The organism is Scandinavium tedordense (genome assembly GCF_024764965.1).
GTDB lineage: Bacteria > Pseudomonadota > Gammaproteobacteria > Enterobacterales > Enterobacteriaceae > Scandinavium > Scandinavium tedordense.
Genome location: NZ_JALIGG010000058.1, coordinates 341,897 through 366,950 on the forward strand (window position 1 = coordinate 341,897; position 25,054 = coordinate 366,950).

At 52.0% G+C, this 25,054-nt stretch carries 37 protein-coding genes, 2 tRNA genes and 2 pseudogenes; 35 read left to right on the forward strand and 6 right to left on the reverse strand.

Annotation, left to right across the window (positions count from 1 at the left end; all coding sequences use genetic code 11):
• Positions 1-33: 33 nt before the first annotated feature.
• From kil to MUU46_RS21000, 4 genes are all read right to left on the reverse strand, one after another.
• Positions 34-189, reverse strand: coding sequence for a host cell division inhibitory peptide Kil (gene kil, locus MUU46_RS20985; RefSeq protein WP_258966566.1), 156 nt, complete (start codon positions 187-189; stop codon positions 34-36).
• Positions 186-761 carry an LbetaH domain-containing protein gene (locus MUU46_RS20990; protein ID WP_258966567.1) on the reverse strand — a complete coding sequence of 192 codons (576 nt, stop codon included), beginning with the start codon at positions 759-761 and terminating at the stop codon, positions 186-188. Before MUU46_RS20990 ends, kil begins: the two co-directional genes overlap by 4 nt.
• Before the next feature lie 142 nt (positions 762-903).
• A complete protein-coding gene (locus MUU46_RS20995) occupies positions 904-1,542 on the reverse strand; it encodes a hypothetical protein (protein ID WP_258966568.1) in 639 nt (212 codons plus the stop codon).
• Positions 1,543-1,586: 44 nt separating this feature from the next.
• Positions 1,587-1,717, reverse strand: a tRNA-OTHER gene (locus MUU46_RS21000).
• A 348-nt stretch (positions 1,718-2,065) separates the two neighbouring features.
• Here MUU46_RS21000 and MUU46_RS21005 point away from each other — a divergent pair.
• Positions 2,066-2,440, forward strand: a complete 375-nt coding sequence (locus MUU46_RS21005; protein ID WP_258966569.1) for a hypothetical protein — start codon at positions 2,066-2,068, stop codon at positions 2,438-2,440.
• A 37-nt stretch (positions 2,441-2,477) separates the two neighbouring features.
• On the opposite strand, the gene MUU46_RS21010 is transcribed toward MUU46_RS21005, so the two are convergent.
• Positions 2,478-2,858 (reverse strand): SEN1984 family lipoprotein, encoded by a 381-nt coding sequence (locus MUU46_RS21010; RefSeq protein ID WP_258966570.1) that lies wholly within the window; start codon positions 2,856-2,858, stop codon positions 2,478-2,480.
• A gap of 107 nt (positions 2,859-2,965) precedes the next feature.
• Complete coding sequence (locus tag MUU46_RS21015; RefSeq protein WP_258966571.1) at positions 2,966-3,682, reverse strand: LexA family protein; 717 nt, start codon at positions 3,680-3,682, stop codon at positions 2,966-2,968.
• Positions 3,683-3,788: 106 nt separating this feature from the next.
• Here MUU46_RS21015 and MUU46_RS21020 point away from each other — a divergent pair, with 106 nt between their 5' ends.
• From MUU46_RS21020 to MUU46_RS21185, 34 genes and pseudogenes are all read left to right on the forward strand, one after another.
• Complete coding sequence (locus MUU46_RS21020; protein WP_133459895.1) at positions 3,789-3,983, forward strand: Cro/CI family transcriptional regulator; 195 nt, start codon at positions 3,789-3,791, stop codon at positions 3,981-3,983.
• 9 nt (positions 3,984-3,992) lie between these two features.
• Positions 3,993-4,532 carry a toxin YdaT family protein gene (locus tag MUU46_RS21025; protein WP_258966572.1) on the forward strand — a complete coding sequence of 180 codons (540 nt, stop codon included), beginning with the start codon at positions 3,993-3,995 and terminating at the stop codon, positions 4,530-4,532.
• Positions 4,533-4,621: 89 nt separating this feature from the next.
• Complete coding sequence (locus MUU46_RS21030; RefSeq protein ID WP_258966573.1) at positions 4,622-4,768, forward strand: hypothetical protein; 147 nt, start codon at positions 4,622-4,624, stop codon at positions 4,766-4,768.
• The gene (locus MUU46_RS21035; RefSeq protein ID WP_258966574.1) at positions 4,761-5,657 is read left to right on the forward strand and encodes a DNA replication protein; all 897 of its coding nucleotides are present in this window, start codon (positions 4,761-4,763) and stop codon (positions 5,655-5,657) included. Before MUU46_RS21030 ends, MUU46_RS21035 begins: the two co-directional genes overlap by 8 nt.
• Positions 5,647-7,080, forward strand: coding sequence for a DnaB-like helicase C-terminal domain-containing protein (locus tag MUU46_RS21040; protein ID WP_258966575.1), 1,434 nt, complete (start codon positions 5,647-5,649; stop codon positions 7,078-7,080). Before MUU46_RS21035 ends, MUU46_RS21040 begins: the two co-directional genes overlap by 11 nt.
• Complete coding sequence (locus MUU46_RS23010; RefSeq protein WP_374685022.1) at positions 7,080-7,433, forward strand: hypothetical protein; 354 nt, start codon at positions 7,080-7,082, stop codon at positions 7,431-7,433. Before MUU46_RS21040 ends, MUU46_RS23010 begins: the two co-directional genes overlap by 1 nt.
• Entirely contained in the window at positions 7,430-7,726 is a 297-nt protein-coding gene (locus tag MUU46_RS21050; protein WP_258966576.1) for a DUF4406 domain-containing protein, read from the forward strand. The genes MUU46_RS23010 and MUU46_RS21050 overlap by 4 nt, the downstream gene beginning before the upstream one ends.
• Complete coding sequence (locus MUU46_RS21055) at positions 7,723-8,274, forward strand: hypothetical protein (protein WP_258966577.1); 552 nt, start codon at positions 7,723-7,725, stop codon at positions 8,272-8,274. The genes MUU46_RS21050 and MUU46_RS21055 overlap by 4 nt, the downstream gene beginning before the upstream one ends.
• Positions 8,271-8,585 carry a hypothetical protein gene (locus MUU46_RS21060; protein WP_258966578.1) on the forward strand — a complete coding sequence of 105 codons (315 nt, stop codon included), beginning with the start codon at positions 8,271-8,273 and terminating at the stop codon, positions 8,583-8,585. The genes MUU46_RS21055 and MUU46_RS21060 overlap by 4 nt, the downstream gene beginning before the upstream one ends.
• 2 nt (positions 8,586-8,587) lie before the next feature.
• Positions 8,588-8,869, forward strand: a pseudogene (locus MUU46_RS21065) (ead/Ea22-like family protein); the annotation flags it as partial.
• A 540-nt stretch (positions 8,870-9,409) separates the two neighbouring features.
• Positions 9,410-9,790 (forward strand): annotated as a pseudogene (locus tag MUU46_RS21070) (DUF550 domain-containing protein); the annotation flags it as partial.
• A 117-nt stretch (positions 9,791-9,907) separates the two neighbouring features.
• Entirely contained in the window at positions 9,908-10,093 is a 186-nt protein-coding gene (locus MUU46_RS21075) for a hypothetical protein (protein ID WP_258966579.1), read from the forward strand.
• Between the two features lie 192 nt (positions 10,094-10,285).
• Positions 10,286-10,717 carry a NinB/YbcN family protein gene (locus MUU46_RS21080; RefSeq protein ID WP_258966580.1) on the forward strand — a complete coding sequence of 144 codons (432 nt, stop codon included), beginning with the start codon at positions 10,286-10,288 and terminating at the stop codon, positions 10,715-10,717.
• Positions 10,710-11,282 carry an NUMOD4 domain-containing protein gene (locus MUU46_RS21085; RefSeq protein WP_258966581.1) on the forward strand — a complete coding sequence of 191 codons (573 nt, stop codon included), beginning with the start codon at positions 10,710-10,712 and terminating at the stop codon, positions 11,280-11,282. The genes MUU46_RS21080 and MUU46_RS21085 overlap by 8 nt, the downstream gene beginning before the upstream one ends.
• A complete protein-coding gene (locus tag MUU46_RS21090; RefSeq protein WP_258966582.1) occupies positions 11,275-11,889 on the forward strand; it encodes a recombination protein NinG in 615 nt (204 codons plus the stop codon). The genes MUU46_RS21085 and MUU46_RS21090 overlap by 8 nt, the downstream gene beginning before the upstream one ends.
• Positions 11,886-12,026 (forward strand): YlcG family protein, encoded by a 141-nt coding sequence (locus tag MUU46_RS21095; protein WP_125353954.1) that lies wholly within the window; start codon positions 11,886-11,888, stop codon positions 12,024-12,026. Before MUU46_RS21090 ends, MUU46_RS21095 begins: the two co-directional genes overlap by 4 nt.
• Positions 12,023-12,712: a bacteriophage antitermination protein Q gene (locus tag MUU46_RS21100; protein WP_258966583.1), complete on the forward strand. Its 690-nt coding sequence runs from the start codon at positions 12,023-12,025 to the stop codon at positions 12,710-12,712. Before MUU46_RS21095 ends, MUU46_RS21100 begins: the two co-directional genes overlap by 4 nt.
• A gap of 98 nt (positions 12,713-12,810) precedes the next feature.
• Positions 12,811-12,885: transfer RNA gene (locus tag MUU46_RS21105), tRNA-Ile, on the forward strand.
• 193 nt (positions 12,886-13,078) lie between these two features.
• The gene (locus MUU46_RS21110) at positions 13,079-13,477 is read left to right on the forward strand and encodes a putative holin (protein ID WP_133459882.1); all 399 of its coding nucleotides are present in this window, start codon (positions 13,079-13,081) and stop codon (positions 13,475-13,477) included.
• On the forward strand, positions 13,474-13,749 hold the full coding sequence (locus tag MUU46_RS21115) for a phage holin family protein (protein ID WP_133459881.1): 276 nt from the start codon (positions 13,474-13,476) through the stop codon (positions 13,747-13,749). The genes MUU46_RS21110 and MUU46_RS21115 overlap by 4 nt, the downstream gene beginning before the upstream one ends.
• A gap of 3 nt (positions 13,750-13,752) precedes the next feature.
• Positions 13,753-14,229: a glycoside hydrolase family 24 protein gene (locus MUU46_RS21120; protein ID WP_258966584.1), complete on the forward strand. Its 477-nt coding sequence runs from the start codon at positions 13,753-13,755 to the stop codon at positions 14,227-14,229.
• Complete coding sequence (locus tag MUU46_RS21125; protein WP_258966585.1) at positions 14,226-14,705, forward strand: lysis protein; 480 nt, start codon at positions 14,226-14,228, stop codon at positions 14,703-14,705. Before MUU46_RS21120 ends, MUU46_RS21125 begins: the two co-directional genes overlap by 4 nt.
• A gap of 302 nt (positions 14,706-15,007) precedes the next feature.
• The gene (locus tag MUU46_RS21130) at positions 15,008-15,535 is read left to right on the forward strand and encodes a KilA-N domain-containing protein (RefSeq protein ID WP_258966586.1); all 528 of its coding nucleotides are present in this window, start codon (positions 15,008-15,010) and stop codon (positions 15,533-15,535) included.
• A gap of 154 nt (positions 15,536-15,689) precedes the next feature.
• Positions 15,690-16,304 carry a DUF2441 domain-containing protein gene (locus tag MUU46_RS21135; protein WP_258966587.1) on the forward strand — a complete coding sequence of 205 codons (615 nt, stop codon included), beginning with the start codon at positions 15,690-15,692 and terminating at the stop codon, positions 16,302-16,304.
• Between the two features lie 88 nt (positions 16,305-16,392).
• Positions 16,393-16,611, forward strand: coding sequence for a hypothetical protein (locus tag MUU46_RS21140; RefSeq protein ID WP_258966588.1), 219 nt, complete (start codon positions 16,393-16,395; stop codon positions 16,609-16,611).
• Positions 16,612-16,614: 3 nt separating this feature from the next.
• Complete coding sequence (locus MUU46_RS21145; protein WP_258966589.1) at positions 16,615-17,217, forward strand: hypothetical protein; 603 nt, start codon at positions 16,615-16,617, stop codon at positions 17,215-17,217.
• Positions 17,217-18,689, forward strand: coding sequence for a terminase large subunit (locus MUU46_RS21150; RefSeq protein WP_258966590.1), 1,473 nt, complete (start codon positions 17,217-17,219; stop codon positions 18,687-18,689). The genes MUU46_RS21145 and MUU46_RS21150 overlap by 1 nt, the downstream gene beginning before the upstream one ends.
• 12 nt (positions 18,690-18,701) lie before the next feature.
• Complete coding sequence (locus MUU46_RS21155) at positions 18,702-20,171, forward strand: DUF1073 domain-containing protein (protein ID WP_258966591.1); 1,470 nt, start codon at positions 18,702-18,704, stop codon at positions 20,169-20,171.
• A complete protein-coding gene (locus MUU46_RS21160; RefSeq protein ID WP_258966592.1) occupies positions 20,098-21,102 on the forward strand; it encodes a phage minor head protein in 1,005 nt (334 codons plus the stop codon). Before MUU46_RS21155 ends, MUU46_RS21160 begins: the two co-directional genes overlap by 74 nt.
• A gap of 40 nt (positions 21,103-21,142) precedes the next feature.
• Positions 21,143-21,655, forward strand: a complete 513-nt coding sequence (locus MUU46_RS21165; protein WP_258966593.1) for a hypothetical protein — start codon at positions 21,143-21,145, stop codon at positions 21,653-21,655.
• 71 nt (positions 21,656-21,726) lie between these two features.
• Positions 21,727-23,139 (forward strand): DUF2213 domain-containing protein, encoded by a 1,413-nt coding sequence (locus MUU46_RS21170; protein WP_258966594.1) that lies wholly within the window; start codon positions 21,727-21,729, stop codon positions 23,137-23,139.
• Positions 23,140-23,142: 3 nt separating this feature from the next.
• Complete coding sequence (locus tag MUU46_RS21175; protein WP_258966595.1) at positions 23,143-23,586, forward strand: hypothetical protein; 444 nt, start codon at positions 23,143-23,145, stop codon at positions 23,584-23,586.
• Positions 23,587-23,597: 11 nt separating this feature from the next.
• Positions 23,598-24,674, forward strand: a complete 1,077-nt coding sequence (locus MUU46_RS21180; protein ID WP_258966596.1) for a major capsid protein — start codon at positions 23,598-23,600, stop codon at positions 24,672-24,674.
• Positions 24,675-24,684: 10 nt separating this feature from the next.
• Entirely contained in the window at positions 24,685-25,053 is a 369-nt protein-coding gene (locus MUU46_RS21185) for a hypothetical protein (RefSeq protein ID WP_258966597.1), read from the forward strand.
• Position 25,054 lies beyond the last annotated feature (1 nt).

The window sequence follows — 25,054 nt, forward strand, 5'->3', positions numbered from 1 at the left end:
TTCAGGCTGCCTGGTCGTTTAATGGGGTGAGTGTTAGTGAGTGGTGGTGCGACCGCGATACCACGGCATGCCAGCGGCTTTCTTCATTTCTTCGTTGGCTTCCATCCACTTGGCACCATCACCGTTCTGACGGGCTACGCGGGCCTTCTGCTGTGCCAGACGAAGGAGTGGGTGATTGATTGTCATCATTCCGATACCTCCGCCAGACGCAATTTGATTACCGGGATTAACGCCAGATAAATATTTCCATGATCGTTATCGCCATGGTGTTCGGTTACAGCACGCTCGAACTCATCAATCGTTCCGGAGAAGCAACCTCGACGCACAATAATGGAGTTATCTTTCTGTCGGAACGCAGTGAGAAAGCCATTTTCTGAGCCGATTGGGCCAACGGTGATCCAGTGCGCATCGCCGTACACCCGCGCATTGCCGTACACCCACGCATTGCCGTACACCTGCGCATCGCCGTACACCCGCGCATCGCCGGACACCCACGCATTGCCGTACACCTGCGCATCGCCGTACACCCGCGCATTGCCGTACACCCACGCATTGCCGTACACCCGCGCATTGCCGTACACCTGCGCATCGCCGTACACCCACGCATCGCCGGACTGATCCAGACATTCCTCTTTCTCTACCCAACCACCCACCTCGCCTTCACCAACATCACCAAAGGAGACAAGAGCACGTATGCGGAATAATTTTTTGCCGAAAAACTCTTTAGTTAATTCGGCGACGAGTTCGAATTTCTTGGTCATGGTTATTTCCTTGTGATGCCGATGACGCTCGGCTAACGGAACGAAATTGACTTCTGCGCTTAATCTCTGGCGGTGGATGGCCGCCGGTTGTCATAACTAAGCCGCCTCGGTGAAGCGACTGAGGTATGAAAAAAGCCGCTGATTAGGCGGCTTTGATTGCTCGAATTGTTGTCCAAGTTACGGAGTGCTCCGCCGTCAGTTTGAAGTGGCGCTCGCACTCATGGCATTTATGCTCTTCCTGGCAGGCGTCGTATGATTCATCGGTGGATATTTCAGCCTTACACCATGGGCAGTGAGCCTCATCTTCGTGCCAAAAATCCATCTCATCATATTCATCATCAGGAACGATCCGCGCTTCAGCTTCTGCGAGACGCTTTCTGTTAATCTGTTCCTGACAGTCATTGCAACGCCATCCGTCACTACAACCCCAAACAGCACCCATTCCATCAATGCCAGGTGATTTCGCTGCATGCTCTCTGTCTACGCCGCAATCAACGCAGACATCATGTTTATCACAGCGAACATAGGCCCATTTCTCAGGCGAGCCATTGCAACGATCACAACCCTCAACCCAATGCCAAACCCCATCAATTTCCTTTGAGTACCAGCTCCTTTCTGGTGGCGTGATCTCAAAGTCGCACTCCTGGATGCACTTCCCGCCCTGGACAATCCGCTTTCCGAACATCTGAACTCTGCCACTTCTGACCCGTTCAATTCCTGAGAAGAGGCGAGGGTCGTTAATGACACCCCGGATAATCTCCCCATCAATTCGTTTACACATACCCTTACCCTCTGTAGTTACCCGCTTATGCGGGAGAAATGCTTTGGTGGTGTGCAATGGGGCTTGAACCCATATACCGTCTGGCCAGCCGGATGAGATAACCTGTGTTGCGAACATTGGTTAGTGCTCAACTCCCTCTGCTGAGGGCGCTCTATCCAATTGAGCTATACACACCCCAAAACATTCCTGCTTTGGTGCACCCGACGTTGTCCGCCGCCTGCCCAGGTATGACGTGACCCCTTAAGGTCCGGTGATAGCCAGGGAACTGAGTTATGCGAATCTCTCCGCTCAACCTCGAATGCAAAACTGATTGTTAATGAGCAGGCGACTTGCTGTCCGCCGCGACTCTATTGCCGCATCGCTGTGTTGTCGCGATGAATAAACAATACTAGCGGTATTAATATAAAGCAATACTGGCGGTATTATTAATTCTCGGGAAGGTATTAATTTGCTGAAAGTTAAGAGATTTTATTTTCAGTTGTTATGCATGGTATGCTCGAAAAAACATCATTGAGGACATGTGATGGATAGAAAGGAGTGGGTGGATGGTCTCCGTTGGCTAAGCTCAGAGCAGATTGTGGATCTTCACTTCAAGCTGCAAGAAAGAATCAAGGAGCACTACAAACTTCGCGAGTCTGGAAATCACCTTGAGCGCGCAATTCAGTTTTGCGAACAACAGATCGCATTGGCTGAACTGGCTTTACCTGCCTTGAGGACCAAGCACGATAGGCAAGCAAAAGAATATGAAAACTTAACTGGGAAGAAATATCCCATGGAATTCTATGAGCCCAGTCACCATGGTTATCGTCAATTGATCGTTATTATGAAGAAACGTAAAGATATGGGCAGGGTAGTAGAGTTGGAGGAAAAAAGGGATGCAGAAGGATGGCGGCAGTAGGGCATGAAAACCCCGGCGTGTAGGCCGGGATCAGCGCTTAGTCTGCCCAGCCAGATTTCGTATTAATAGCAGACTCGGACATTGTGTATTTCTGAACGGTATCATCCTTGAAGAGAATGGTTAGCTCTTTCTTCGTACCGTTGGTTCCGTTGTGGAACAGGCCATAGAACGGAATATAAGTAGTCCCGTCTATTTTTACCTTGGCAAACGAGTACTTCCAGATCTCATTTCCACCATCAGTGTATGAAACATTATCCGGAGAACCGAAGAAAGTTTTCACCTCAGGTTTAGTGGTTTTACCCTCATGAATCTTTGCCTGAACACTAGTTTCAGTTTCTTTGCTTAATTGCTTGTTACCTGAAGACGCACACCCTGCCATAGTTGCTGCGATCATCACAGCCATAACAATCTTTTTCATTTTTATGTTTCCCGCTTGTTGCAATCGGAAACATCCTAGCACGCTAATTATTTTTGTAAAAATGCAGGGTTGTGAACTGCTTGGCATTATTTTATCTAAAGTTTTTTCTAAATCAGCCGTAGCTTGGTCTCTATTGCCACGCCTATTATTCTGCAATTGCCGTTTATCGGTACAAGTGGCCACTGTGGATTTAAGCCCTTCAAGTACTTTTGACCACCATCGATAACCAGCTTCTTGAACGTCGCTTCGTTTGAATCAGATAGCTTCGCAATCACTAAGCTTCCGTTGATCGGCTCACGTCCTGTATCAAACAATACGAATGTACCCTCCGGGATGCTCAAGCCAGCTGGAGCTGTCATTGAGTCACCATCTACCAACAACCAGAATGCATCACCCTGGATGTGTGCATCCGATTCAAGCCAAATATCAATGTCCTTTAGAGAATACGCTTCAACAGCTTCACACCAAGACCCGGCCTGAACGCTGCTAATTACAGGGTATTTCCCGCTTGGGGAGTATTTTCCTGCATAAGAGATATTCGACTCTGCAACTGAAGAAAGCCCTATCGCGGAAAGCTCTTTTGAAAGAGCAGGGCTGAAATCTTCTACTGGCACTTGAAGCATGCGAGCGAATGCAGATGCGACCTGAAGATTAAGGGGATTCCTTCCATTCAGGTAATGGCCCACAGCTCCTTGGGTAATATCCAGTTCGTCAGCAATCGACTGCTGGGTTACGCCGAGCAGCTTCTTCTTCGCCTCGTATATGGCCTTAAGTCGCTTTGCGTCTTCTGCCTGGGCTGGGGTGATGTCTTTTTTCTTTTCCATATTCAGATAGTAATACCTGAGCTATTAAATTAAAAATACCGGCGGTATTGCATGTTTTAATACTTATGGTATTGTTTGATTAAGTCATGCCACGGAGCAACACAACATGAAAATTTCCCTTGCTGAATATGTCGACGAAGTAGGTCAGGCAAAAGCAGCAATTGCCATCGGTGTTCACCAGACGGCAATCAGCAAAGCCATCCGAGTAGGGCGCCAGATTTATGTCAACAAACTGCCTACCGGTGAGGTAAAGGCGATCGAGTATCGCGAATTCCCACATAGCAAAAAGCAGGACGATTAAGGAGTTTCAATGCAATCACTTGCGTTTCAACACAATACCGGATTCGTTCCGGCAACGATGATAAATCGAGATCAACTCAAAAATGATGCTGGCCATGATGCCATTCGCGATGCGGTTCGTGCATGGGCGGCATCCGCAGGTCAGGATGTTGTCTCGGCCCACATCGTCGAAGAGTGGCGCCAGCAAGGCGGGCAGGGTATCGAGTTCCCGGATGATCACAGTCGCGCCCGTCAGAAACTATTCCGCTTCCTGGATAACCGTTTCGATTCAGAGCAATACCGCGACAACGTTCGCCAGATGACACCGGCTATTCTCGCCGTTTTGCCGCTGCAACACCGAACTCGTTTGATTGGTGCCGACTGCAAGCTGGCACGCCTGGCCGAAGCTGAGAAGGAAGTCGCTGAAGCTAAGCAAGCGGTCATTCTGGACGCGCCAGAGCATCAGAAGCTGAAAGAGGTAAGCGAGGGCATTGCGTCGTTGTTCAGGCTCATGCCGGAGCAGGTAGGACCGCTGATGACGATGGTGACAACCATGCTGGGGACTATGTGATGGGAAGTATCAAAAAGGCGAAAGCCCCTCTGCGCGAACAGAAAGGGCTCTCAGGTGCAAATCGTTGCGTACTCATTGCAGGAGGAATAATGGCAAAAAAATCTCGCCATTACCAGGCCGCTGTACATAAAAGCATTACTCGCGACCACTTTATCCGCTCCGTGAACCCGGCGGTGGCAGTGAAGTTGCGCGCCATCCTGGAAGATCTGAAACGTAAGGAGAGTGAGCGTGGGTAACGTATCCAATTTAGCCGAAGCCAGAGAGGCCAGAAGGCTCCAACAACCGCGTCAACAAGGCGGTAAGGGGTTTGCCTTGCTGCACCGTAAAATTATGGATGTGCCGTTCTACAAGGATGCTGAGGCGGCTCATTTATGGGTCCATCTGCTTCTTCGTGCCAATCACGAGCAGACATTGGTATCGACCGATGTTGGTGATGTTACCTGCGAGCGCGGAGAATTTATCACCGGCCGTAACACCCTGGCCATTGAAACTGGACTGACACCTGATCGGGTAAAATCATTGCTTCGCAAGTTCCAGCATCTGGGCATGATCACCACCAAATCAAACAACCGTTTCACTGTTCTAAAAGTGGTCAAATATGACGAATATCAGTCAAATTTTTGTCCAGCCGATGTCCAGCCAGTGTCCAGCGCAAAGCCGCATGATTCATGGCCTAAGGGCGCATCGTGTCCAGCCGATGTCCAGCCAGTGTCCACAGATAACAATATAACTAATAACTCTCTTACTAACGTAAGAGAGAGTGCATCTCCATCGAAGAATCCAGACCAGAAAAAAACGCCTCTCAGCTGTGAGCAGGTCGTCGATATTTACCGCGCTGTTCTGCCAGAAGCTCAGGGCATAAACATCCTGACTGAAAAACGCCGCAATCTGATCCGCTCATTCTGGCAGAAGGCCAGCAAGGTTACTCGCCAACTCGATGGTCATGGGTTCACGTTGAACGACTGGGAGGTTTACCTCCGGTATATATCCACCAACTGCCGCTGGATGCTGGAGAACCGCCCGGATCAGCGCACCGGCCGCACCTGGCGCCGCAAGTCACTTGAGTACTTCCTGAACGTTGACGTGTACGCAAAAACTCGTGAGGGGGCCTGTGATGACCTCTGATCTCATGACCGTACCTCAAAACCTCGAAGCGGAGCAGAGTGTTATCGGCGGCCTGTTACTCGACGACAACAGCAGCGAGCGCACCCAGAAGGTTCTGGCAATGCTCAAGCCGGAGTCGTTCTACAGTCGGGCTCACCAGGTGATTTTCGCCGAGATGCGGCAGATGCATCGCGACAACAAGCCGGTAGACGGCCTGACACTGTACGACGCACTTGAAAGCAAGGGGCTTACTGCGCAGGTAGGAGGATTCGCCTACATCGCTGAGCTGTCGAAGAACACACCCAGCGCCGCGAACATCGTCGCCTATGCGCTATCGGTCCGGGAAGCTGCGATGGAGCGCTACGGCATCCAACGTATGACCGAGGCTACCGAGCTGCTGTTCGCTCGTAACGGGATGACGGCAACTCAGAAGTATGAGTCCATCCAGGGAATTTTCACGCAACTCTCTGACCATGCAAAAACCGGAAGTCGCCGCGGGCTGCGCTCATTTGGCGAAGTCATGGAGGATTGGGTTGAGGATCTGGAGAAGCGTTTCGACCCATCTGGAGAGCAGCGCGGAATGAGCACTGGCATCCATTCTCTTGACCGAATGTTAGCCCCTAAGGGCCTGGTGAAAGGTTCGCTTTTCGTTATCGGTGCTCGCCCAAAGCAAGGAAAAACAACTCTCTACGGGCAGATGGCAATCAACTGCGCGATACGCGAGAAGAAACCTGCGCTGCTGTTTAGCCTGGAAATGCCAGGTGACCAGATTCTGGAAAAACTGGTTGGCCAGAAGTCTGGAATCAACCCGAGCATTTTCTACATGCCAGCAACCGAAGACGCCGATGACAAGTATCAGGGTGACTACGACGGCGATTTCAAAAAGGCGATAGATATAGCGGGCAGGCTAAGTGAAATCGACATGCTCTATATCGATGACACGCCCGGGTTATCACTGGCTCACATCGTTAGTGAAAGCCGCAGAATCAAGCGTGAAAAAGGTGTTGTGGGGATGATCCTCGTCGATTACCTGACCCTGATGACCGCTGAGAAAGCCGATCGCAACGACCTGGCCTACGGGATGATTACGAAAGGGCTGAAGAATCTGGCGAAAGAGCTTGGATGCATTGTGGTGCTGCTGACGCAGCTCAACCGAGAACTGGAAAAGAGGACCAACAAACGACCTCTTCCAAGCGACTCGCGCGACACCGGGCAGATTGAACAGGATTGTGATTACTGGGTCGGGATACACCGAGAGGGCTCGTTTGACAGCAGCGTTCCTCCAGGAGAGACAGAGCTCCTGCTGCGACTTAACCGCCACGGAAACACTGGCGTTGTCTATTGCGACCAGAGAAATGGAGCGATTTACGATTGCAATCAGATCGACGCAGAAGAGAAACGTCGTTCCCGCGAAGAAAAACCAACGAAGAAAGGTGGATTCTGATGATCACCCTGAAAGAGCAAGTTAAACAAATCATCCACTCCCAGCCGATAACGCTCCGCCGGGAAATTATCAGCCAGTTACATGTGTCATCGAAAACACTGACGCACTATCTGCATCAACTGGTTCGTGATGGTGAAGTGGTGCTGTATCGCGGACGAGGCTACTTCAAGGACGACAGCGCATACGACAACTGGCATACGGATAACCGCCGCCGATTTGGCGCAAAGGCTGGAGCAGCGCTTCGCTCGCGGACCTGCAAGCAGTCCAGTGGCGAGAACGCCATATTCAACGAATGCCGCCAAAGTGGGGCGATGCAGCGAGTTTTGATCGTGTACGGGAGAGCGTCAGCATGAAAATTTACATCGCAGGGCCAATGACCGGCTACTCAGACTTTAATCGCCCGATGTTCAACCTGGTAGCCAGTCATATTGCCAATGATGGGCATGTTGCGCTTAACCCGGCAATTCTGCCAAACGGACTAACCCAGTTTCAGTATATGGACATCTGCCTGGCAATGATCCGCTGTGCTGACGCCATTCACATGCTGCATGGGTGGCAAGAGTCAGAGGGCGCGGTGGCCGAGCGTGCGCTGGCAATGAAACTTGGCCTGAAAATTAGTTACCAATTCGAGGAAAGCGCAGCATGAACATGACAATCGAACAAATCACAGCTGCGTATCCGAACGTAGCGAAACTGGAATCACAGGCTGGACGGGAGTTGCTGGCGCAGGTTATGGGGCAGTTGAGCGCGCTGGCTGCGGAGAATGCGGGATTGAGGTCAGCGGCTGAATTCGCGACAGCGCCTGATATGTGGATTGAACAGGCTGACGGCATGCTGGATTACCGATATTGCGAGTGGTATGTCGATGTACTGAATGCTGCTATGACAACACCAGCAACGGACGCTTTCCTGGCTGAAGTGCGGGCAAGTGTCATTCCAGAAGGTTACGTGCTTGTCCCTCAACAAATCTTCCTTGACCCATCCGATATTGAGTCTATTTGCTCACAATGTGGTGACGGACATGAATCCGGGTACGGTGATTTTACTGACGGACTGCTGTGGGTTGGCAACATTCAATGCGACGACGGCAGCATTGTCCATGGCCTGCATATCTCGTCAGCAGATTACACAGAGGAAGGTGGCATGACTATTTCCGAGTTCGACGCCGAACTTCGCCAGGGAGCAGCACTATGAGCACTGTAATCAATAAAGAGCTTCATATCACCATGCCCGACGGTAGCGTCTGGGCGGTTCCAGTTCAGCTAATCGCAACAAACCGCGCTGATTATTACGCCAAAGAGTTCGGCGGAGATATCAGTCGAAGCCTGGCAGAAGACACGCTTCCGTTATTCCACATGGATGACTTTGAAATAGAAGACTGGGCCATCAACAACATGAACTGGAGCGATGTTCAGCATGCGGCACGCTGTGTGTCAGCAGCTGGCGACGTTGATTACCAGGAAGGCTGGGTGAATGGCGATAAGAGCGTGGAGGTCGCCAAATGAGCATGACTAAGACGGATAAGCAGGCGTTACGCGCCAAGGCGGAAATGGCTACACAGGGCGAATGGTGGATTGACTCTCACGGTTCCGCGATGGTGGCGTTCCCCAGCACAACTGAAGTTCTGGTGGTGTTCGTTACTGACTCTAATGCTATGGGTCCAGCGGTTCGGCATGAAGACACTGGCAATTTGTCTCACTGGCGCAACGATAACGATGCATCTTTCATCGCCGCAGCCAATCCTGCCACAGTTCTGGCGCTGCTGGATGAGCTGGAGGCAGGCATGGCGCAGGGGCAACAAAGCAAGGCTGCGGTCGCCACTCTGGAACATCACGGATTTACCTGGCATGGCGGTGAGCAGTGGAAGCCACCACTCGGCCTTCCACCTGAGTTCGTCAGCAATGACCGTGCGGAGCTTCAGGAATACCGGAAAGCGGAAGGCGTGCCGGTGGCGTGGATGTACGATGGCGACAGAGCGCTACCACCGCCGTTTATTCTGGGCCCGACCGACCCGTCGGAATACTGGAAAGTGGAATATCAACCGCTATACGCAACCCCACAGCCATCCCCAGCAGTAGGGGTTATGCCGATAGCTTTCTTTGATGGCGATATTTCACCTGCTGACGCCGAGAAACTGACAGCGGTGATTCGTGAATTCAATGAAGACACGGAGCGACCAGCAGCCAAAATGGCTCGGATTATTCGTGAAAACCCGCACCCAAAAAACATGTGCGATATGCCAGCAGTAGAGGCGATGCCGGTAGTGCCTTCTTTTGAAGAGTGGCTTGCTAACACACAACAGAAGCCGCTCGGATGGGTGAAAGAAGCGATGCAAGAAGCCTATGAAGGCTGCCGCGCCGCAATGCAGCAACCTGTAAGTAATCGTGATGAGTTGCCAGAAGAAACCGGCTCATTGCTGCAGTTACGCAATCTCATTCGCCAGCGCCATGCTGAGTGGTCACAGGCCACGTTCGGCGATGTTGGCCCTGTTGGCCCGCTCAAGCACCTATCGAAAGAAGCGCTTGAGGCCGCAGCCGAACCAGGCGACCTGAGTGAGTGGGCTGATATGCAGTTTCTGTTGTGGGACGCACAGCGCCGCGCCGGTCTCAGCGATGGTGAAATCACTGCAGCGATGGAAGAAAAGCTGAAGGTGAATATGGCGCGCCAGTGGCCAGAGCCGAAAGACGGCGAACCGCGACAGCATATCAAAGCAGCACCGCAGCAGGAGGTGAAGCGAGGCCAGGGTTGTAGATAACCAGCATTTATTGACCATATCCAACCCTGCAATAGACTTAGCATTGTGGGGTTTTTATTTATGGGGCTTTGCATGAACACAGAAAAATATATCTCAGTTGGAAAGGTTGCACTGGTGGTTGCAGGCGAGATGGCAATATCGTTTTTGGTCGGGGTAACTGGAACGTATGAGAATCCGCAGACTTTAGCTGGTGTGATGCTGTTTATCGGGCTGGAGGCGTTAAGACACTGGAGAGTGCAAATGCGTCGCGGTGGATAATCTTTGATGCGTTGATTAATCAAAATCAGTGGGCCATACTATGTCTGTCGTCGGCTTGAACACCCGGCGGTGACTTCTGCGCTAAACGGGGACGTTTATGCGCAAACACAAAGAGCACCGCACCACCTCATCACAGATGCAGAAATGCACCTGCGATTTTCTGCATTCAGCGGTTTCCGTTAAGGAGGCCGTATGAACCTGCAAAAAGACGGCATCCGTCTGCACAAATCAAACTTCAACGCTATCGGTCAGCAGATCCAGCCAATGCTGGAATCTGGCGACTGCTATCGCCTCATCATCAAGCCGTGGAAGGACAAGCGTAGCCTCTCCCAAAATTCCCTTCTCTGGATGTGGAATAGCGACGTTGCATCTTCCGTCAACCACCACTCCGAAAGCAAGTTAACTGAAGAAGACCTTCATGAGTTTCTGAAGGACATGTTCTGTCCCGCCAAGCCAGTAACCGTTCTTGGTGAAACCAAGATGGTGAAGTCAACCAAGCTACTCGACACCGAAGAGATGACCTTCTACCTGCGCCGCATTGAAGTCTGGTGCGCTGAGCGCGGTATCAAACTGCGGATCCCCGCCAACTCCGAATATCACGAAAAAGGACACGACCATGTTTGAGAGTGAAATCTGGAAAGAATCATTCATCTCCCCAGAGTATGAGGTAAGCAATCTTGGTCGTGTTCGTTCAGTTGACCGCAAGAAGGTTGTTAGTTCTGGTTACTCAAGGAGATTTGATGGGCAAATCCTAAACCCATTCATTGCAAAATCCACAGGGTATTTGCAAGTGAAGATTCACGGTAAGAAATACTCAGTTCACAGAATGATCGCGTTTGCCTTTTGCGATGGATACGAGGAAGGACTTCATGTTAACCACAAAAATGGAGCCAGGGATGATAACAGGGCGGAAAATCTTGAATGGGTAACGCCATCTGAGAACGTTTTACATGGCTACCGAGAACTCGGAAGGATCCCGCAACAGCTCGGTAAATTTGGGGAGTTACATAGTACCCATAAACCTGTCATCGCAATTTGTATGAAAACTGGAAAGAGAAAACGCTACGGCGCAGCAATGGATGCGGTAAGGGAAGGCTTCGATAGTTCAAGCATTAGTAGATGCTGCAATGGGATTAACGCTTATCACAAAGGGTACTACTGGCTCTTTGAGGACGGTGACCATGCGTAAACCAACTCGCCGCACCTGCAAAATCTGCAAGACCAAATTCATTGCCACGTTCGCCAACGTCTGGTGGTGCTGTCCTGATCATGGCTTCGAATACAGCCAGCAACTCCTCGCTAAGAAGAAGATTGAAACCGAGCGCAAAAGAAAGCAGGAAGCGCAGCAGGAACGCCGTGAGCTGAAGATTCGCAAGGTAGCACTCAAGACCAGGCCGCAGTGGAAGAAAGAAGCTCAGGCTGCGTTCAATAAGTACGTGCGTCTGCGTGATGCCGGTCTGCCATGCATCAGTTGCGGAGCGACACCTGAGCAAAAGTTTGGCGGCACTATGGATTGCGGGCACTACCGATCGCGCGGTGCAGCAGCGCATCTGTCCTTCAACCTCCACAATACGGCAGGCCAGTGCGTCCGCTGCAACCGGAACCAGTCCGGCGCGCAGAAGGCGTTTGAGCAGGGCCTGATTGGGCGCATTGGTGCTGAGAAGGTTGAGGCGCTGAATAACGACAACTCAACCCGCAAGTTCGACATCCCATACCTGCAACGCATCAAATCCATCTTCACCCGCCGGGCCTGCGCGTTGGAGAATCGCCGCGCTCGAAAACAGGAGGCAGCGTGAAACCAGAACTCATCGAATCACTCCGCCGGCGCTGGCAAAGCCTCCGCATTTATCGCCGTCCAGGCTCGGTGCTCATTGACTACCGGATCCTAAAAAACCTCATTCGTATTTACCAGAGAGCAGGAGCATCAGCATGAACACTCAACACCTGGAATTTATACGCCAGCAGCTGATTATTGCGACTGCCGATCTGAGCGGGGCGACGAAAGGACAACTGGTTGCTTTCGCTGAGAATGCGCAATTTACCGCGACGGCACGCAGCCGGGGCCGCAAGAAGATTGTCGACCAGGCAAGCGGCCGCATGGTCAATCCGAGCGGACCGGCAATGAGCGGAAACCAGTCGCGCGCCAAGGGGTCATCCATCGCGCTGGTTCAGCCGGTAGAGTTTGGCACTGCATCATGGCGCAGGGCGGTACTGTCTCTCGATGAACATCAAAAGGCCTGGTTGCTCTGGAGCTACAGCGAGAATATCCGCTTCGAATACCAGATCGCGATAACTCAGTGGGCGTGGGCCGAGTTCAAAGAGCAATTAGGCGCGCGCAAGGTTGCCGGGAAGACTATGGAGCGGCTGAAGCAGCTGATTTGGCTGGCGGCTCAGGACGTCAAGGCCGAGTTAGCAGGGTACGAGACATATGAATATCAACTGCTGGCGTCGCTGGCTGGCGTAGCTAAATCCACCTGGACAGAAACATACCTTCCTCACTGGTTGGCAATGCGTGGCGTCTTTACTCGGCTTGATACTGGAGCTTTGATTGCAGTAACGCGATCACGTTCACAACAAAAGGCAGCTAATTGCGAGCAAGTTATTGCAAAACCGAACTGAAAAGGCTATATTTCGTGTAAATCTGATATCGTCGCCATAGCTTTGGTTGTCGACAGAAAAAGAATTCAAGCCACTGGTTAACACCGGTGGCTTTTTATTTGCCTGTAGCTAAGCGGTAAAGCACCCAACTCATAATTGGATGATCGCTGGTTCGAATCCAGCCAGGCGAACCAGACCCGCTACCCGGGACATTCGGCTCACGTAACGATAAATGATGAGCCGATTACAAGAGCCATTCGGCTCAATGCCACACCCTCATATTGCTCGCCACATGGTGAGCTTTTTTATTTGTGCCGTCGGGACCATCCCTCTGTGCTTTGTCGTTAAATCGCCCGGCGGCACTTTCTCTCTACACACGGAATGCTTATGTCTGAGCCAATCACTATTGCTGGCGGGGTTACATCGGCTGCGGTCGGGGTAACTTTCGCCGCGCTGTTCCCGGAGGCAACTCCTGCAGTAATGCTCGGGTCGTTGGCCGGTACGGCGCTTTATGTGTTGACCTCAGATCCCCATCAACTCTGGAAGCAGACCATCTTTGCTGTCATCTCGTTTATTGGCGGTGTGACGTTCTCGGTGCCGATGGCGAAAATCATGGCCGGTATTATCAATACCCCTTTGAGCATGATGAAGCCGCCGACCAGCATTGAAGTGTCCCCAACTGTCGGGGCGATAGTCTCTGCTTCCATTTCCGTGGCAGTCCTGCTGCGTATTCTTCGTCGGTCGAAAGACGGGAAAATGCCGGGGCTGGGGGAGGAAGACAAATGACATGGCAAGTTTTCATGATGGATGCAAACGCTATTGTTTGTCTCCTGATTGTCATGCGGCTGATGTTCTTCAGCAAGGCTGGCAAGCGGAGCCGCTTCGGTGTGGCGTTCATTGCTTATCTGCTGATTCTGGCTGCGGGCGGCACTGCGTTTCGAATCATCATGGGACAGTACGTCCAGGTTGATCCAGCGGAACTGGTGCTGAATTCAGTAATGTGCGCAGCAATCTGGATGGCGCGCGGAAATCTGGCGCGTGTCGTCATAACGGAGTAGGTGATGCAGGCAATGAACCCACAGCGTAAAGCGTTCCTCGATATGCTGGCCTGGTCAGAAGGCACAGACAAACCTGGGCAACCAACGAAAAACCACGGTTACGACGTCATCGTCGGTGGATCACTTTTTACTGACTACTCCGATCACCCGCGAAAGCTGGTTACGCTGAACCCGAAACTTAAATCCACTGCCGCCGGTCGTTACCAGCTGCTGTCCAAATGGTGGGACGCATACCGCAAGCAACTCGGCCTGAAAGATTTCTCTCCTGCCAGCCAGGATGCCGTTGCATTGCAGCAGATTAAAGAGCGTGGCGCGCTGCCTCTTATCGATAAAGGCGACATCCGGCAGGCTATCGACCGTTGCAGCAATATTTGGGCATCGCTTCCAGGGGCTGGTTATGGCCAGTTCGAGCACAAGGCCGACAACCTCATCGCCAAGTTCAAAGAGGCGGGCGGGAAAGTTAATGAGTCGACGTCATGACCGAAGCCATCGTTGCGCTACTGAAAAAGTTCTGGCTGCCAATCGTGGTGCTCGTTGTAATTAGCGGCCTGGCATGGTCTGCAAACCACTACCGCGACAACGCCATCGAATACAAAAAGCAGCGTGATGATAAAACCCAGGCGCTGAATCTGGCCAACGACACAATCACCGACATGCAGACCCGTCAGCGCGACGTCGCTGCACTCGATGCCAAATACACCGGAGAACTGGCCGATGCGAAAGAAACCATTGAGCGTCTGCATAGCGATGTCATTGCTGGCCGTAAGCGGCTGCAGATCAACGCAAACTGTCCCGCAAACGGAGCGACCGGCACCGGCGGCGTGGTCGATGCTACCAGCCCCCGACTTACTGACTCCGCTGAACGGCATTATTTCACCCTCAGAGAGCGAATCGTCACAGTGACTAAGCAGATCGGCTATCTGCAGGGCTACATCAAAGATCAGTGCCTGAAATAAAAATATTTTCGAGTGGTCATGGTTATTCATGACTATTCAAACGTATTCATAGCTATTGATTGGATGCCTATATCTAGTTGAAATTTAATGATTTAATCAAGCCTCGCATTCGTGAGGCTTTTTATTTTGCGGTGACAGCCCGCACGAAGAACTGCCGACCGAATCGGTAGAGCATAAGCAAAAACACACCGAACCCTGACCTGTGAAATGAGCCTTTGGAGACGTCAGTTTAGTGCTGGCGAGCCTTCGGTGGGCTGGCGTTTCATTTCGGCAAAGGTTCATTTCACTGTAAGGTAAACGTTATGCAACACCCAACAGTAATTGTTAATGGCATTTCAGTTCGCGTAGATCACGATGGTCGATACAGCCTCAACGACCTGCATGCCGCCGCCGTAATGAAAGGTGAGGCAAATGAATCTCAGCGACCCGGTGAATTTCTTAAAAGCCGTCAAATAAAGCGATTCATCAAGGCATTGAGCGATGCGACAAAAATCGCATCGGTAAAAACCATACGTGGCGGGAAAGAACAGGGTTCTTGGGGATTGGAGTTAATCGCCATTCGATATGCAGCCTGGCTGAATCCAATGTTTGAAATCCGGGTATACAACACCTTCCGTGAGGCGGTTCTCAACGGAATTAGCAATATGACCCGCCTTAACCGTCTCGATCTTCTTATCGCGAACGAAACGAAAGAAGTGAGCAACTGCGCGAAGATCATGAATAAGTGGGGCGTAGGTGGGCGAAAGCAATTACTAAATGGCGCACGTGAGCGAATCATCGACCAGATGGATCCTGACATGGTCGCGCTGATGGAAGCTAATGCTGGGTAACCAGCTCAGAATTAAGCTCGCCACAAAGAGAGCCACTTTCACAACGGCTTTCATCACAAGGCGCATTTGCGAGTGCACCTGATGATGATTAATTTCGCTTCACCCGGATTAATCCTAACGCTAATGTGTAACTTCCATTTGATAAGGAGGTTATATGTCAGCCGATTATTTCTACATCACATCAAGCAGAACAGAACCCTGGAACCCGCACCCGCCTATATCTGAAGACGATGTTATTACCACGGGTGATGTAAATCCATTTTTCAACTTTTTCCTTTCCGCTAACTTGCCCACACAGCTTGTTAATAATGGTGGGACTGAAGAGCAGTGGTCGTGGATGCGGTTTCTGGGGGCCATCAGGAATGGGGATATGCAGACTGGAATGTCTCAACAAGACATTGCTACAAGGGGCCATTATTTGGCAATGCATTTCTGCAAGTACACTAGAGAGCTAATCTGGGAGTCAGTGCGGAGAGAACATTTTCCAGACAAGCCATCCAGGCAAAAATGTTTGTGGGTATCACAAGGTGAAGAAAATCTTAACTATTGGATTTCACAACTTGGGCTGGGAGGTAATCAGGCTGTGTTCAGAGTTGAGCTGGACGGAGTTTTACATGAAGCGAGTGATGAGCATTTGATGAATGATGATATACCGTACGATCTTGCCCTAGAAAAAGCTCATAAATATTGGAGTGGCGAAATAACCAATCCGTTAGCCAAGGAAATACTTTTCGAAGGGAATATGCAGATTCTAGAACGCGTTTCATAGCCACCTCCGGGTGGTTTTTTTATTGCCATCACAATGGGCAGACCCATCGTAATGGAAATACCCCCTCAAGCGGATAAAGAGGCTCTCAATGTCCGACATCTACATCATCAAATTGACGACGAATGACGGTGGCGAATACACGGGCAAGATGTCACGACGTCAGCCTGAGCTGGTTAATGGCTTTGTGCCGCTGGCGACCGAAACGGGCGAGTGGCTGTATTTCGCTCCGGCCGATGTGAAGCGTGTGCAATTCACGCCAGTACTAGCAGAACAGACAGAACAGCCGGCAGAAGAAGCAGCGGAGTAACGAATGAGCAAACCGGACTGGGAGGCTATCGAAACGGCTTACCGGGCCGGAGTGATGTCTCTCCGTGAAATAGCATCACAACACGGTATCAGCGAAGGCGCTATTCGTAAGCGTGCTAAGCGTGACGACTGGTCTCGTGACCTGAACGGCAAGGTAAAAGAACGCGCAGACGATCTGGTACGCAAAGCTGAGGTACGCAAACAGGTACGCAGTGAAGTCACTTTGAACGAACGCGTACTCATTGAGGCTACCGCGGAGGTTATCGCGAATGTTCGAATGGAGCATCGCGGCGACATTAAGCGAGCCCGGCAGATAACCAATGCATTGTTCGATGAACTTGGTGCTGAATGCGCCGACGTGGCCGCGCTGGAGAAACTGGGTGAGCTGATGTTCAACCCGGACGATAAAGGCCAGGACCGTCTGAACGAGATTTATCAGAAGGTGATCAGCATGCCGGAGCGCGTCAAATCGGTTAAGGCTCTGAGCGAAGCACTCAAGAACCTCATCGGCCTGGAGCGACAGGCGTACGATATCGACGGACCGGAAGGCGACACTTCGGTTAAGAAACTTTCTGACCTGATGGATTCCTTGTCTCAGGGGGCGTAATGAAACCTGAGCACCTCAAGCTGCTGGCCGATAAAGACTGGCGGCTGAACAATCTCTACTGGATCACCGACAAAGAAGGAAAGCCGACCCGGTTCAGGATGACCCCTGAGCAACGCGAATACTTCGAGGGGATCCACACCCGCAACATTATTCTGAAGGCTCGCCAGCTCGGTTTCACAACAGAGGTGTGCATCATTCAGCTGGATGCAGCGCTGTTCGAGTCGGCCAAGTGCGCATTGATAGCCCACACGTTGAACGACGCTAAGCGCCTGTTCCGCGAAAAGGTGAAGTACGCATACGACAATCTTCCGGACGAAATCAAAGCTGCCAACCCGGCGAGTAATGACTCTGCTGGTGAGCTGGTATTCAAGAAGGGCGGCTCACTCTACGTCAGTACGTCATTTCGTGGCGGCACGCTGCGTTACCTGCACGTTTCAGAGTTCGGGAAGATATGCGCCAAGTATCCTGACAAGGCTCGTGAGATTGTCACAGGTGCGTTTGAGGCGGTATCGACCGGTTGCTTCGCGACGATTGAAAGCACAGCAGAAGGTCGGGCCGGTTATTTCTTCGATTATTGCCAGACAGCTGAGAAAGCTCAGTTGCAGGGCAAACCTCTATCACCGCTGGACTGGAAGTTTTTCTTCTTCTCATGGTGGAAGAACCCGCAGTACGCAATCGACCCGGTTGAATCTCTGCCGGTGCGCCTGCTTGAATACTTCGCAGAGATGGAGGCGAAGCACGGCGTCGTCGTCAACGACCGCCAGAAAGCCTGGTACTACGCCAAAGAGAAAACGCTCGGCGACGACATGAAGCGCGAATACCCGACCATTCCGGCCGAGGCGTTCCAGCAATCGGTCGAGGGAGCGTACTACGCCAAACAATTCCGCTGGCTCTACACCAACAAGCGGATCGGCCAAATCCCGGATAACTCACACCTCCCGGTTCACACGTTCTGGGATATCGGTGTGGGTGACTCCACGGCCATCTGGTTCGTTCGTGAAGTGGGTGAAGAGTTCCATGTCATCGACTACTACGAAAACTCAGGCGAAGGTCTCCGTCACTACATGAAGGTGCTGAAAGACCGTGGCTATGAGTATGGGGAACACTGGGGCCCGCACGACATCGATAACCGTGAATTCGGGTCTGACGCCAAATCGCGCCGGGAACTTGCCCGGGAGGGTTACGAAATCGATGGACAGACATACTCCATGACATTCCGGGTCGTTCCGAAAGTAGGAGTCGATACCGGCATTGAGTCGGTGCGCGAAATACTCCCATTCTGCGTCTTTGACGAAGAGAAATGCTCTGAGGGGATCTCTCATCTCGAAGGGTACCGCAAGGAGTGGGACGACAAGCGAGGATGCTGGAAAGACAAACCCCTTCACGACTTCACATCACACGGCGCTGACGGCTTCCGTTACTTTGCAGTAGCGAAGAATAACCGTAAGCAAGTCGGCACAGTATTCTTCTAAGGAGCGTCGCCAGTGAGCGAACCAAATAACAGCCTTGAACTGGCTGTGAATAGCCTCGCCACTGAAATGAGGCGAGCTAACTACTTGCAGGGCAACCTCGGATTGTCGGGAAATACAAAGCGGCCGACGCTTTATCAGGAATTCGGATACCCGCGGTCAGTCGCTTTCGGTGACTTCTACAATATGTACCGCCGCAACGCCGCCGGGTTCGCAGTTGTTCACCGGCTGCTGGATGGTTGCTGGCAGGACTATCCGGTCATTATTGACGGTAACGAGGCGCAAGAGGCGAAGAAGACCAACGCCTGGGAAAAAGACATCACTCGCTTCATGAAGAAGTGGTGGTCAAAGGTTAAAGATGTCGATCGACGCAATATGGTTGGCCGGTATTCAGCTTTACTACTGCAATTGAAAGATAACAGGAGCTGGAATCAGGAAGTAGACATAACCCTGGTGAGCCAGCTCGGCGAGGACGCGCTGGTCAAGCTGATCCCCGCGTGGGAGCCGCAGCTCACGGTTGCTGAATGGGATAACGACCGTTTGTCGCCAACCTTCGGCCAGCCGCTGATGTTCAACTTCAATGAGCAGCCGATTGGCGATGAAATCTTTGTCGGGCCGACTCGCGGTGAACCGGTGCATCCGAGCCGCGTTATTCTCTTCTGTGAAGGATCTGAGGACGACAACACGCTGTCGGGCATCCCTCTGTTGGAGGCCGGTTATAACAAGCTACTGGACATCGAGAAGATTTCCGGCGGCGGTGCGGAAGGTTTCCTGAAGAATGCCAGCCGTCAGATTGCGGTTGAGTTCAGCAAAGAAACCGACATGAACACGCTGACCAGTCAAGCCAAAGACGCGGGGTATAAAGACCTCGGCGAGGCTATGGGCGACAAGGTCAACAAGTTGAACAGTGGCACCGATGCAGCCGCTGTGATGCAGGCCGGGCAAATGCATGTGCTCAGTGTCACACCTGGTGACCCGGGGCCGACGTGGGAGGTCACAGCGAACGAACTGGCCGCATCCGTACAAATCCCGTTCACCATCCTGTTCGGTCAGCAGACCGGGCGCCTGGCGAGCGACGAGGACAAGACAGATTGGGCCATCCGTCGCAATACGCGCCGCAATACGTTCCTTACCGACCGCATCACCGCATTACTCGAGCGATTCTGGACACTCGGCATCATCGATCCGCCGACAAACGGTGAAGTCACCATTGCGTGGACTGACCTTCTGGCGCCAGGGGAGAAGGAGAAAATTGAGAACATGTCCAAGCTGGCCGACGTGGTCCAGAAAACTACGGGCATGTATGGCGGCGAACCGCCAGTGGCCATCAACGAACTGCGCGAAATGATTGGCCTTGAACCACTACCCGAACCGAAAGAACCGCCGAACCCGGACGATAAGGTGACAACTGATGATCCACTGGCCCCTGACGATGGAACAGACGGTAAAGGTGGGTCTGCCGATCGTTCCGCGCAGCAAGGTTGACCCGACTCGTTCATCAAAGCCGGTCTCAGCGATGTTCATGGATATCGAGGACCGATATCTCGGCATCAAGCGCGCGCTGAAAGCTCTGTTCGACCAGCGACTGACCGGGCGGGAGCGTGAGACCAACAGCCATAACTGGCACTTCCTGTGCCACGATAACGGCGAGGATATGCGGCTCTACCAGGTCAACGCTGGTAAGTTCATCTACGACATGTCGGCGCAGGAACTGGCGGCGCTACTCGAGTCAGTGCAGGGCATCCTCGATGACTATTTGCTTGAGGGTGGCGAACAAAACCTCTGGGCGATGGATTACGTAGCCGCAGAAGCTAATCGTGGGACACTGGAAGCGTTCAATAACCTGTCGCAGCAGTCTCAGGTCTACGCCAGCCAGACGACATTACAGCAGCTATTAAGCAGCCCCGGTCACCTTAATCAGATTGCGGTCGCCAGGCTGACGACGTTCAGTGAATGGAAGGACATCAGCGACACTGCCAGAAAAGACCTGACGAGCGTCATTACCGATGCGGTGGCGCGCGGTGTTAATCCCCGCGAGACGGCCAGTGTCATCAGCAAACGCCTCGATGTGAGCATGTCGAAGGCCAAAACCATTGCTCAGACTGAGCAGGTCGGCGCGCTGCGGCAGGCACAATGGAATGAAACGGACTGGGCCGCTGACCGGTTGGGCCTGAATACCGGACTGCTGTGGATTTCAGCACTCAAACCTACGACGCGAACCTGGCACGCCAGCCGTCACGGCAAGGTCTTCACCACCGAAGAGGTGCGCGACTTCTACGCTGAGAACGGCAACCGTTGGAATTGCTATTGCAGCCAGATACCGGTGCTGCTCAACGACGACGGCAGCATATTCAACGAAGGGCTGACGGATAAGTTGAAGAAAGAGCGCAACCAGTGGAAACCTGATGCTGATTAGTGCTAAATAGGTTCATCATAATTTTCATGACATTATATCGATGAGCATTACACCTCAGGAAGTTGGTTCGTTTTTTCTAACACTTGTTGTGCCAATAGCGACAGGGATCGCCGCTGCTTGGTTTACTGCCAAATTTGCTTTAAGTCGTTTCTACCATGAGAAATGGTGGGAGAAAAAGCACGCGGCCTACAACCAGCTAATTGACATCCTTTTCGAAATTAAAGCGATGTATGACTATGCCTCAGATTATTATGAGACAGTCGCAGAAAGGGGGCGCCGCCTACAGCCACTGCCGGACGGGAAAGTAGACTGGGTAAGGTTTCGTGAGTTAAACGCTCAACTTCATCGATTTTACGTACTTGCGCCAATTTCTCTAAGCCCCTTAACGAGGGAGCTTTTGAATAAATTCTTTCTAGATGACGCAGCGGCACAACACAGCGTTCATGAGGAAGGTTATCCAGACTTCATTGCGTATGATGAAATGGCTAAAACCACACGAAATCTCATTGATGCAATAGTTTTAGATGCTGAGTTCGAGCTGAAATTTAAATAGCTACTGAATCCCACAACAGGTCGCCTCGGCGGCCTTTTTTATTGCCTGAAATCCACCAATGAGGATCCAGCATGAAACGCAACCGCGTTAACGTGCTGACCGTCGTCAACTCCGCTTCAAACATCACAACTGAAACCGTCAACGGCAAGCCACATATCGTGGTTCGCGGCATCACGCCTGTCGTGGACGATATCGTGATGAACCGGAAGTTGTACCCGGCAGCTGAAATCGAAAAGGCCTATAACACACTCGAGCGTAATCCGATGCCGCTGGGCCATCCGAAAGTGGACGGCAAGCACGTTTCGGCGCGCGATGTCCAGGCTGTAAATGAGTACCACGTCGGCGCCTGGCTGCAAAACGTCAGTCATAAAGACGGGAAAGTGACTGGTGATATGTACGTCAATCGTCAGTACGCCGAGTCGAGCGAGAAGGGTAAGCGCCTGATTAACCGCCTGGATGAGATGCTGGCCGGTGCAAACTCAGACCCCATCCATATCTCTACCGGCCTTCTGTATTCCGGTATCGCGGCGAACGGCGAGTCAAGGGGCAAAAAGTACAACGAGATCGCCACCAACATGATGTTTGACCATGTGGCGGTGCTGCTTGATGAGCCGGGCGCAGGAACGCCGAGCGAAGGCGTTGGCATCTTCGTTAACGCCGAAGGTGATGAGACTGAAATTGAAGTCTGTAACCTGCAAGATGCGATTGTTATCGATAACCGCAAAGATGGCTGGCTTAACAAAATTAAGTTCTTCGTCGCTAATGACGGCGGTATGTCTTTTGATGAGATCGCATCATCGCTGCGAGAAGCTATCCGCTCAAACACTTCGGATTCCTGGCGTTACGTCGTTAGCATTTACCCGGACTATCTGATTTTCGAAGAAGAGAAGAAGAACACCTCTGGCCTGTCCCTTTTCAAACAGAAGTACCTCATCTCTGACGGGGCGGTATCGCTCGTCGGCGAACCTGTAGAAGTCGTGCGCAAACCCACTGAGTACGAGATTAAAACCAACGGAGAGAACGATCCGATGAAAGAACTGATTATCAATGCGCTGAAAGCCGCTGGTAAGCCGACTGATGGCAAGTCCGATGCTGAGCTGATGGATGCATACAACCAGATGGCCGCCGAAAAGGCAGCACCAAAAGAAACGCCGGAAGAGAAGGCCGCTCGCGAGAAGAAAGAGGCTGACGACAAGAAGGCTAAAGAAACCGCAACCAACAGTGACGACATGCCTGCCTGGGCGAAGTTACTCACCGAGCGAGTCGACACTGTCGTCAACAGCTTGAATGCAAATTCTGACAAAGAAAAGACCGATCAGCGCGCTGCGGTAAAAGCCAAATTCGGCATGACCGATCTGGCAGTTAACGCTCTGGACGGCGAACCGCTGAAAGAGCTGTTTGCTCAATGCCAGACCTCAACCGGCCTGAATGGTGCATTCCGCCAGGTCAATTCCAATGAATCAGTCAGCGAAATGCCGGAGTAAAAAATGGCTAAAGATGGAAAGCACGTAATTCACGCCGGTGGCGTATTCCCTAATCCACTCCTCAATCGTGAAGGTATGGCGTCAACAGCCTTCAAACCGGGGGCTGTCGGTATCTTCCTCGCTGGCATCTTCCAGCCAGCATCCGCCGTGACAGAAACGGCTATTTCGTATGTCGCAAACTTCGATTATCTCCGCTGTAAGACAGTGGATGATCAATATGCGGCCCAAGACTTGGTTGTAGCTATCCAGCCACTGCCCGGCATGTTCCTGAATGTTCGTGCAGCGGCAGGTACGTATGAAAAAGGGGAGCCGCTGACAGTGCTTAATGGGCAGGTTAAAGCAGCAACCACTTCTGGCGATACCCCGGATGTCGTTTTCGCTTACTGCGAAGAGGACAAATCAACCACAGTCGCTGCTGGCGATCTGCTTCGCGTCGTATTCAAGTAAGGAGTCACTGAATGTTTGCATTTTCCGTTAAGAAGGCGACCGAAACAGGAAACCTTGAGGCCAACCAGGCTCAGTTTAATAAGCTGAAGTTTGCCCGAAACTCCAGCGCTCAGGCGGTGGCTGATTTTATTGCCCGCACTCGCGTGCGTGGTGATGCTGATAACGCTCCGCAGCTTGATGCAGTTAACGCAGTCGATGATATCCGGCGCCTGTATAAAGCCTACGACCAGACAGTTCTCAAAGAGTTTGAGCCGACTACTGAGTTCACTTTGCTGAACGACCTGATGCCGCTGTCTCGCTCTGTGCGCCTGGAAGAGTCTGTGTACGAGTACGCTCGCACCGGCGGCCGTGGTTGGGCACACACTTCAATGTCCGGCCAAATTGGTGCCGCGCTTGATGCGAAGTCGTACACCTTCGACGGCACGATGGTTCCAATCCACGACAGCGGCTTTAAGTTCAACTGGCGCGACCCTGTGTTCAACAAGGGCTCCGCACTGGCGTCTCTCGCTGATGCGCAGTCCGGGTCCGTTGACGATGTTCGTCGTCAATATGTCGATTACATCTGGGAAGGTTTCCGTGATGCGAATGGCAATTACATTCGTTATGACGACAAAACCTGGAAAGGGTTGCGTAACGACGAACGTGTTGCTCAGGTAACGCTGACCGTCGATTTCTCTACCAGCACCGATCCGAAAGCTATGCGCGCTGCAGCCATCGCTCTGCGTGACGTGATGAAGATTCAGAACCTGCAGTACGGCCAGCAGACCTGGTACGTATCAAGCGAAATCATGTCGAACTGGGAACAGTACTTCGATGTGAACTCGCTGCGCACCGTGCTGGAAGAGATTTCAAAACTGTCCGGCATTGCAGCCATCAAAGAAGATGCTGAGCTGTCAGATAACGAAATCCTGATCGTGCCGCTGACCGCGGGCGTCATTGCGCCAATCGTGGGCCAGGCGTTCGGGACCGTTGCCGATCCACGCCAGTTCTACAACTCAGATTATGTGTGGCGCACCTGGGGTGCTGCGGGCCTGATGGTCAAGCAGGACATCAACGGCCACTACTCAGTCATCCACGCTTCAAGCTAAGGGAAATAAAATGGCACTCGTAAAGGTATTGGTAGCAAACCTCTTTGCCGGTGCCAGCCTTCAAAAGCTGGAGGCTGGACAGGTTTATGACGTAGATGATGCGGTCGCTGAAAAGTGGATCGGGCAAGGAAAGGCCGAGAAAACCACTGAGAAGAAGGGTGAAAAGCTCGTCTTTGAAGTGGCAACGCCATCAGCGCCAGTGAATGCAGATTTAACCGGCATTCAGAAGCAACTAACTGAAGCTCTTGAGCAAGTGAAGTCGCTCACCGATGAAGCGGAAGCGAAAGATAAGGCCCACGCTGATGCTCTGGCAGCAGAGACGAAGCGAGCCGATGAAGCGGAAGCGGCACTGGCGGCGGCGAACAAAAAGGACAAGTAAC

What these genes read in the sequence shown, in the direction of transcription:
- kil (WP_258966566.1), bottom strand. Translation starts at nt 189, where the DNA reads ATGATGACAATCAATCACCCACTCCTTCGTCTGGCACAGCAGAAGGCC.
- MUU46_RS20990 (WP_258966567.1), bottom strand. Translation starts at nt 761, where the DNA reads ATGACCAAGAAATTCGAACTCGTCGCCGAATTAACTAAAGAGTTTTTC.
- MUU46_RS20995 (WP_258966568.1), bottom strand. Translation starts at nt 1,542, where the DNA reads ATGTGTAAACGAATTGATGGGGAGATTATCCGGGGTGTCATTAACGAC.
- MUU46_RS21005 (WP_258966569.1), top strand. Translation starts at nt 2,066, where the DNA reads ATGGATAGAAAGGAGTGGGTGGATGGTCTCCGTTGGCTAAGCTCAGAG.
- MUU46_RS21010 (WP_258966570.1), bottom strand. Translation starts at nt 2,858, where the DNA reads ATGAAAAAGATTGTTATGGCTGTGATGATCGCAGCAACTATGGCAGGG.
- MUU46_RS21015 (WP_258966571.1), bottom strand. Translation starts at nt 3,682, where the DNA reads ATGGAAAAGAAAAAAGACATCACCCCAGCCCAGGCAGAAGACGCAAAG.
- MUU46_RS21020 (WP_133459895.1), top strand. Translation starts at nt 3,789, where the DNA reads ATGAAAATTTCCCTTGCTGAATATGTCGACGAAGTAGGTCAGGCAAAA.
- MUU46_RS21025 (WP_258966572.1), top strand. Translation starts at nt 3,993, where the DNA reads ATGCAATCACTTGCGTTTCAACACAATACCGGATTCGTTCCGGCAACG.
- MUU46_RS21030 (WP_258966573.1), top strand. Translation starts at nt 4,622, where the DNA reads ATGGCAAAAAAATCTCGCCATTACCAGGCCGCTGTACATAAAAGCATT.
- MUU46_RS21040 (WP_258966575.1), top strand. Translation starts at nt 5,647, where the DNA reads ATGACCTCTGATCTCATGACCGTACCTCAAAACCTCGAAGCGGAGCAG.
- MUU46_RS23010 (WP_374685022.1), top strand. Translation starts at nt 7,080, where the DNA reads ATGATCACCCTGAAAGAGCAAGTTAAACAAATCATCCACTCCCAGCCG.
- MUU46_RS21050 (WP_258966576.1), top strand. Translation starts at nt 7,430, where the DNA reads ATGAAAATTTACATCGCAGGGCCAATGACCGGCTACTCAGACTTTAAT.
- MUU46_RS21055 (WP_258966577.1), top strand. Translation starts at nt 7,723, where the DNA reads ATGAACATGACAATCGAACAAATCACAGCTGCGTATCCGAACGTAGCG.
- MUU46_RS21060 (WP_258966578.1), top strand. Translation starts at nt 8,271, where the DNA reads ATGAGCACTGTAATCAATAAAGAGCTTCATATCACCATGCCCGACGGT.
- MUU46_RS21075 (WP_258966579.1), top strand. Translation starts at nt 9,908, where the DNA reads ATGAACACAGAAAAATATATCTCAGTTGGAAAGGTTGCACTGGTGGTT.
- MUU46_RS21080 (WP_258966580.1), top strand. Translation starts at nt 10,286, where the DNA reads ATGAACCTGCAAAAAGACGGCATCCGTCTGCACAAATCAAACTTCAAC.
- MUU46_RS21085 (WP_258966581.1), top strand. Translation starts at nt 10,710, where the DNA reads ATGTTTGAGAGTGAAATCTGGAAAGAATCATTCATCTCCCCAGAGTAT.
- MUU46_RS21090 (WP_258966582.1), top strand. Translation starts at nt 11,275, where the DNA reads ATGCGTAAACCAACTCGCCGCACCTGCAAAATCTGCAAGACCAAATTC.
- MUU46_RS21100 (WP_258966583.1), top strand. Translation starts at nt 12,023, where the DNA reads ATGAACACTCAACACCTGGAATTTATACGCCAGCAGCTGATTATTGCG.
- MUU46_RS21110 (WP_133459882.1), top strand. Translation starts at nt 13,079, where the DNA reads ATGTCTGAGCCAATCACTATTGCTGGCGGGGTTACATCGGCTGCGGTC.
- MUU46_RS21115 (WP_133459881.1), top strand. Translation starts at nt 13,474, where the DNA reads ATGACATGGCAAGTTTTCATGATGGATGCAAACGCTATTGTTTGTCTC.
- MUU46_RS21120 (WP_258966584.1), top strand. Translation starts at nt 13,753, where the DNA reads ATGCAGGCAATGAACCCACAGCGTAAAGCGTTCCTCGATATGCTGGCC.
- MUU46_RS21125 (WP_258966585.1), top strand. Translation starts at nt 14,226, where the DNA reads ATGACCGAAGCCATCGTTGCGCTACTGAAAAAGTTCTGGCTGCCAATC.
- MUU46_RS21130 (WP_258966586.1), top strand. Translation starts at nt 15,008, where the DNA reads ATGCAACACCCAACAGTAATTGTTAATGGCATTTCAGTTCGCGTAGAT.
- MUU46_RS21135 (WP_258966587.1), top strand. Translation starts at nt 15,690, where the DNA reads ATGTCAGCCGATTATTTCTACATCACATCAAGCAGAACAGAACCCTGG.
- MUU46_RS21140 (WP_258966588.1), top strand. Translation starts at nt 16,393, where the DNA reads ATGTCCGACATCTACATCATCAAATTGACGACGAATGACGGTGGCGAA.
- MUU46_RS21145 (WP_258966589.1), top strand. Translation starts at nt 16,615, where the DNA reads ATGAGCAAACCGGACTGGGAGGCTATCGAAACGGCTTACCGGGCCGGA.
- MUU46_RS21150 (WP_258966590.1), top strand. Translation starts at nt 17,217, where the DNA reads ATGAAACCTGAGCACCTCAAGCTGCTGGCCGATAAAGACTGGCGGCTG.
- MUU46_RS21160 (WP_258966592.1), top strand. Translation starts at nt 20,098, where the DNA reads ATGATCCACTGGCCCCTGACGATGGAACAGACGGTAAAGGTGGGTCTG.
- MUU46_RS21165 (WP_258966593.1), top strand. Translation starts at nt 21,143, where the DNA reads ATGAGCATTACACCTCAGGAAGTTGGTTCGTTTTTTCTAACACTTGTT.
- MUU46_RS21170 (WP_258966594.1), top strand. Translation starts at nt 21,727, where the DNA reads ATGAAACGCAACCGCGTTAACGTGCTGACCGTCGTCAACTCCGCTTCA.
- MUU46_RS21175 (WP_258966595.1), top strand. Translation starts at nt 23,143, where the DNA reads ATGGCTAAAGATGGAAAGCACGTAATTCACGCCGGTGGCGTATTCCCT.
- MUU46_RS21180 (WP_258966596.1), top strand. Translation starts at nt 23,598, where the DNA reads ATGTTTGCATTTTCCGTTAAGAAGGCGACCGAAACAGGAAACCTTGAG.
- MUU46_RS21185 (WP_258966597.1), top strand. Translation starts at nt 24,685, where the DNA reads ATGGCACTCGTAAAGGTATTGGTAGCAAACCTCTTTGCCGGTGCCAGC.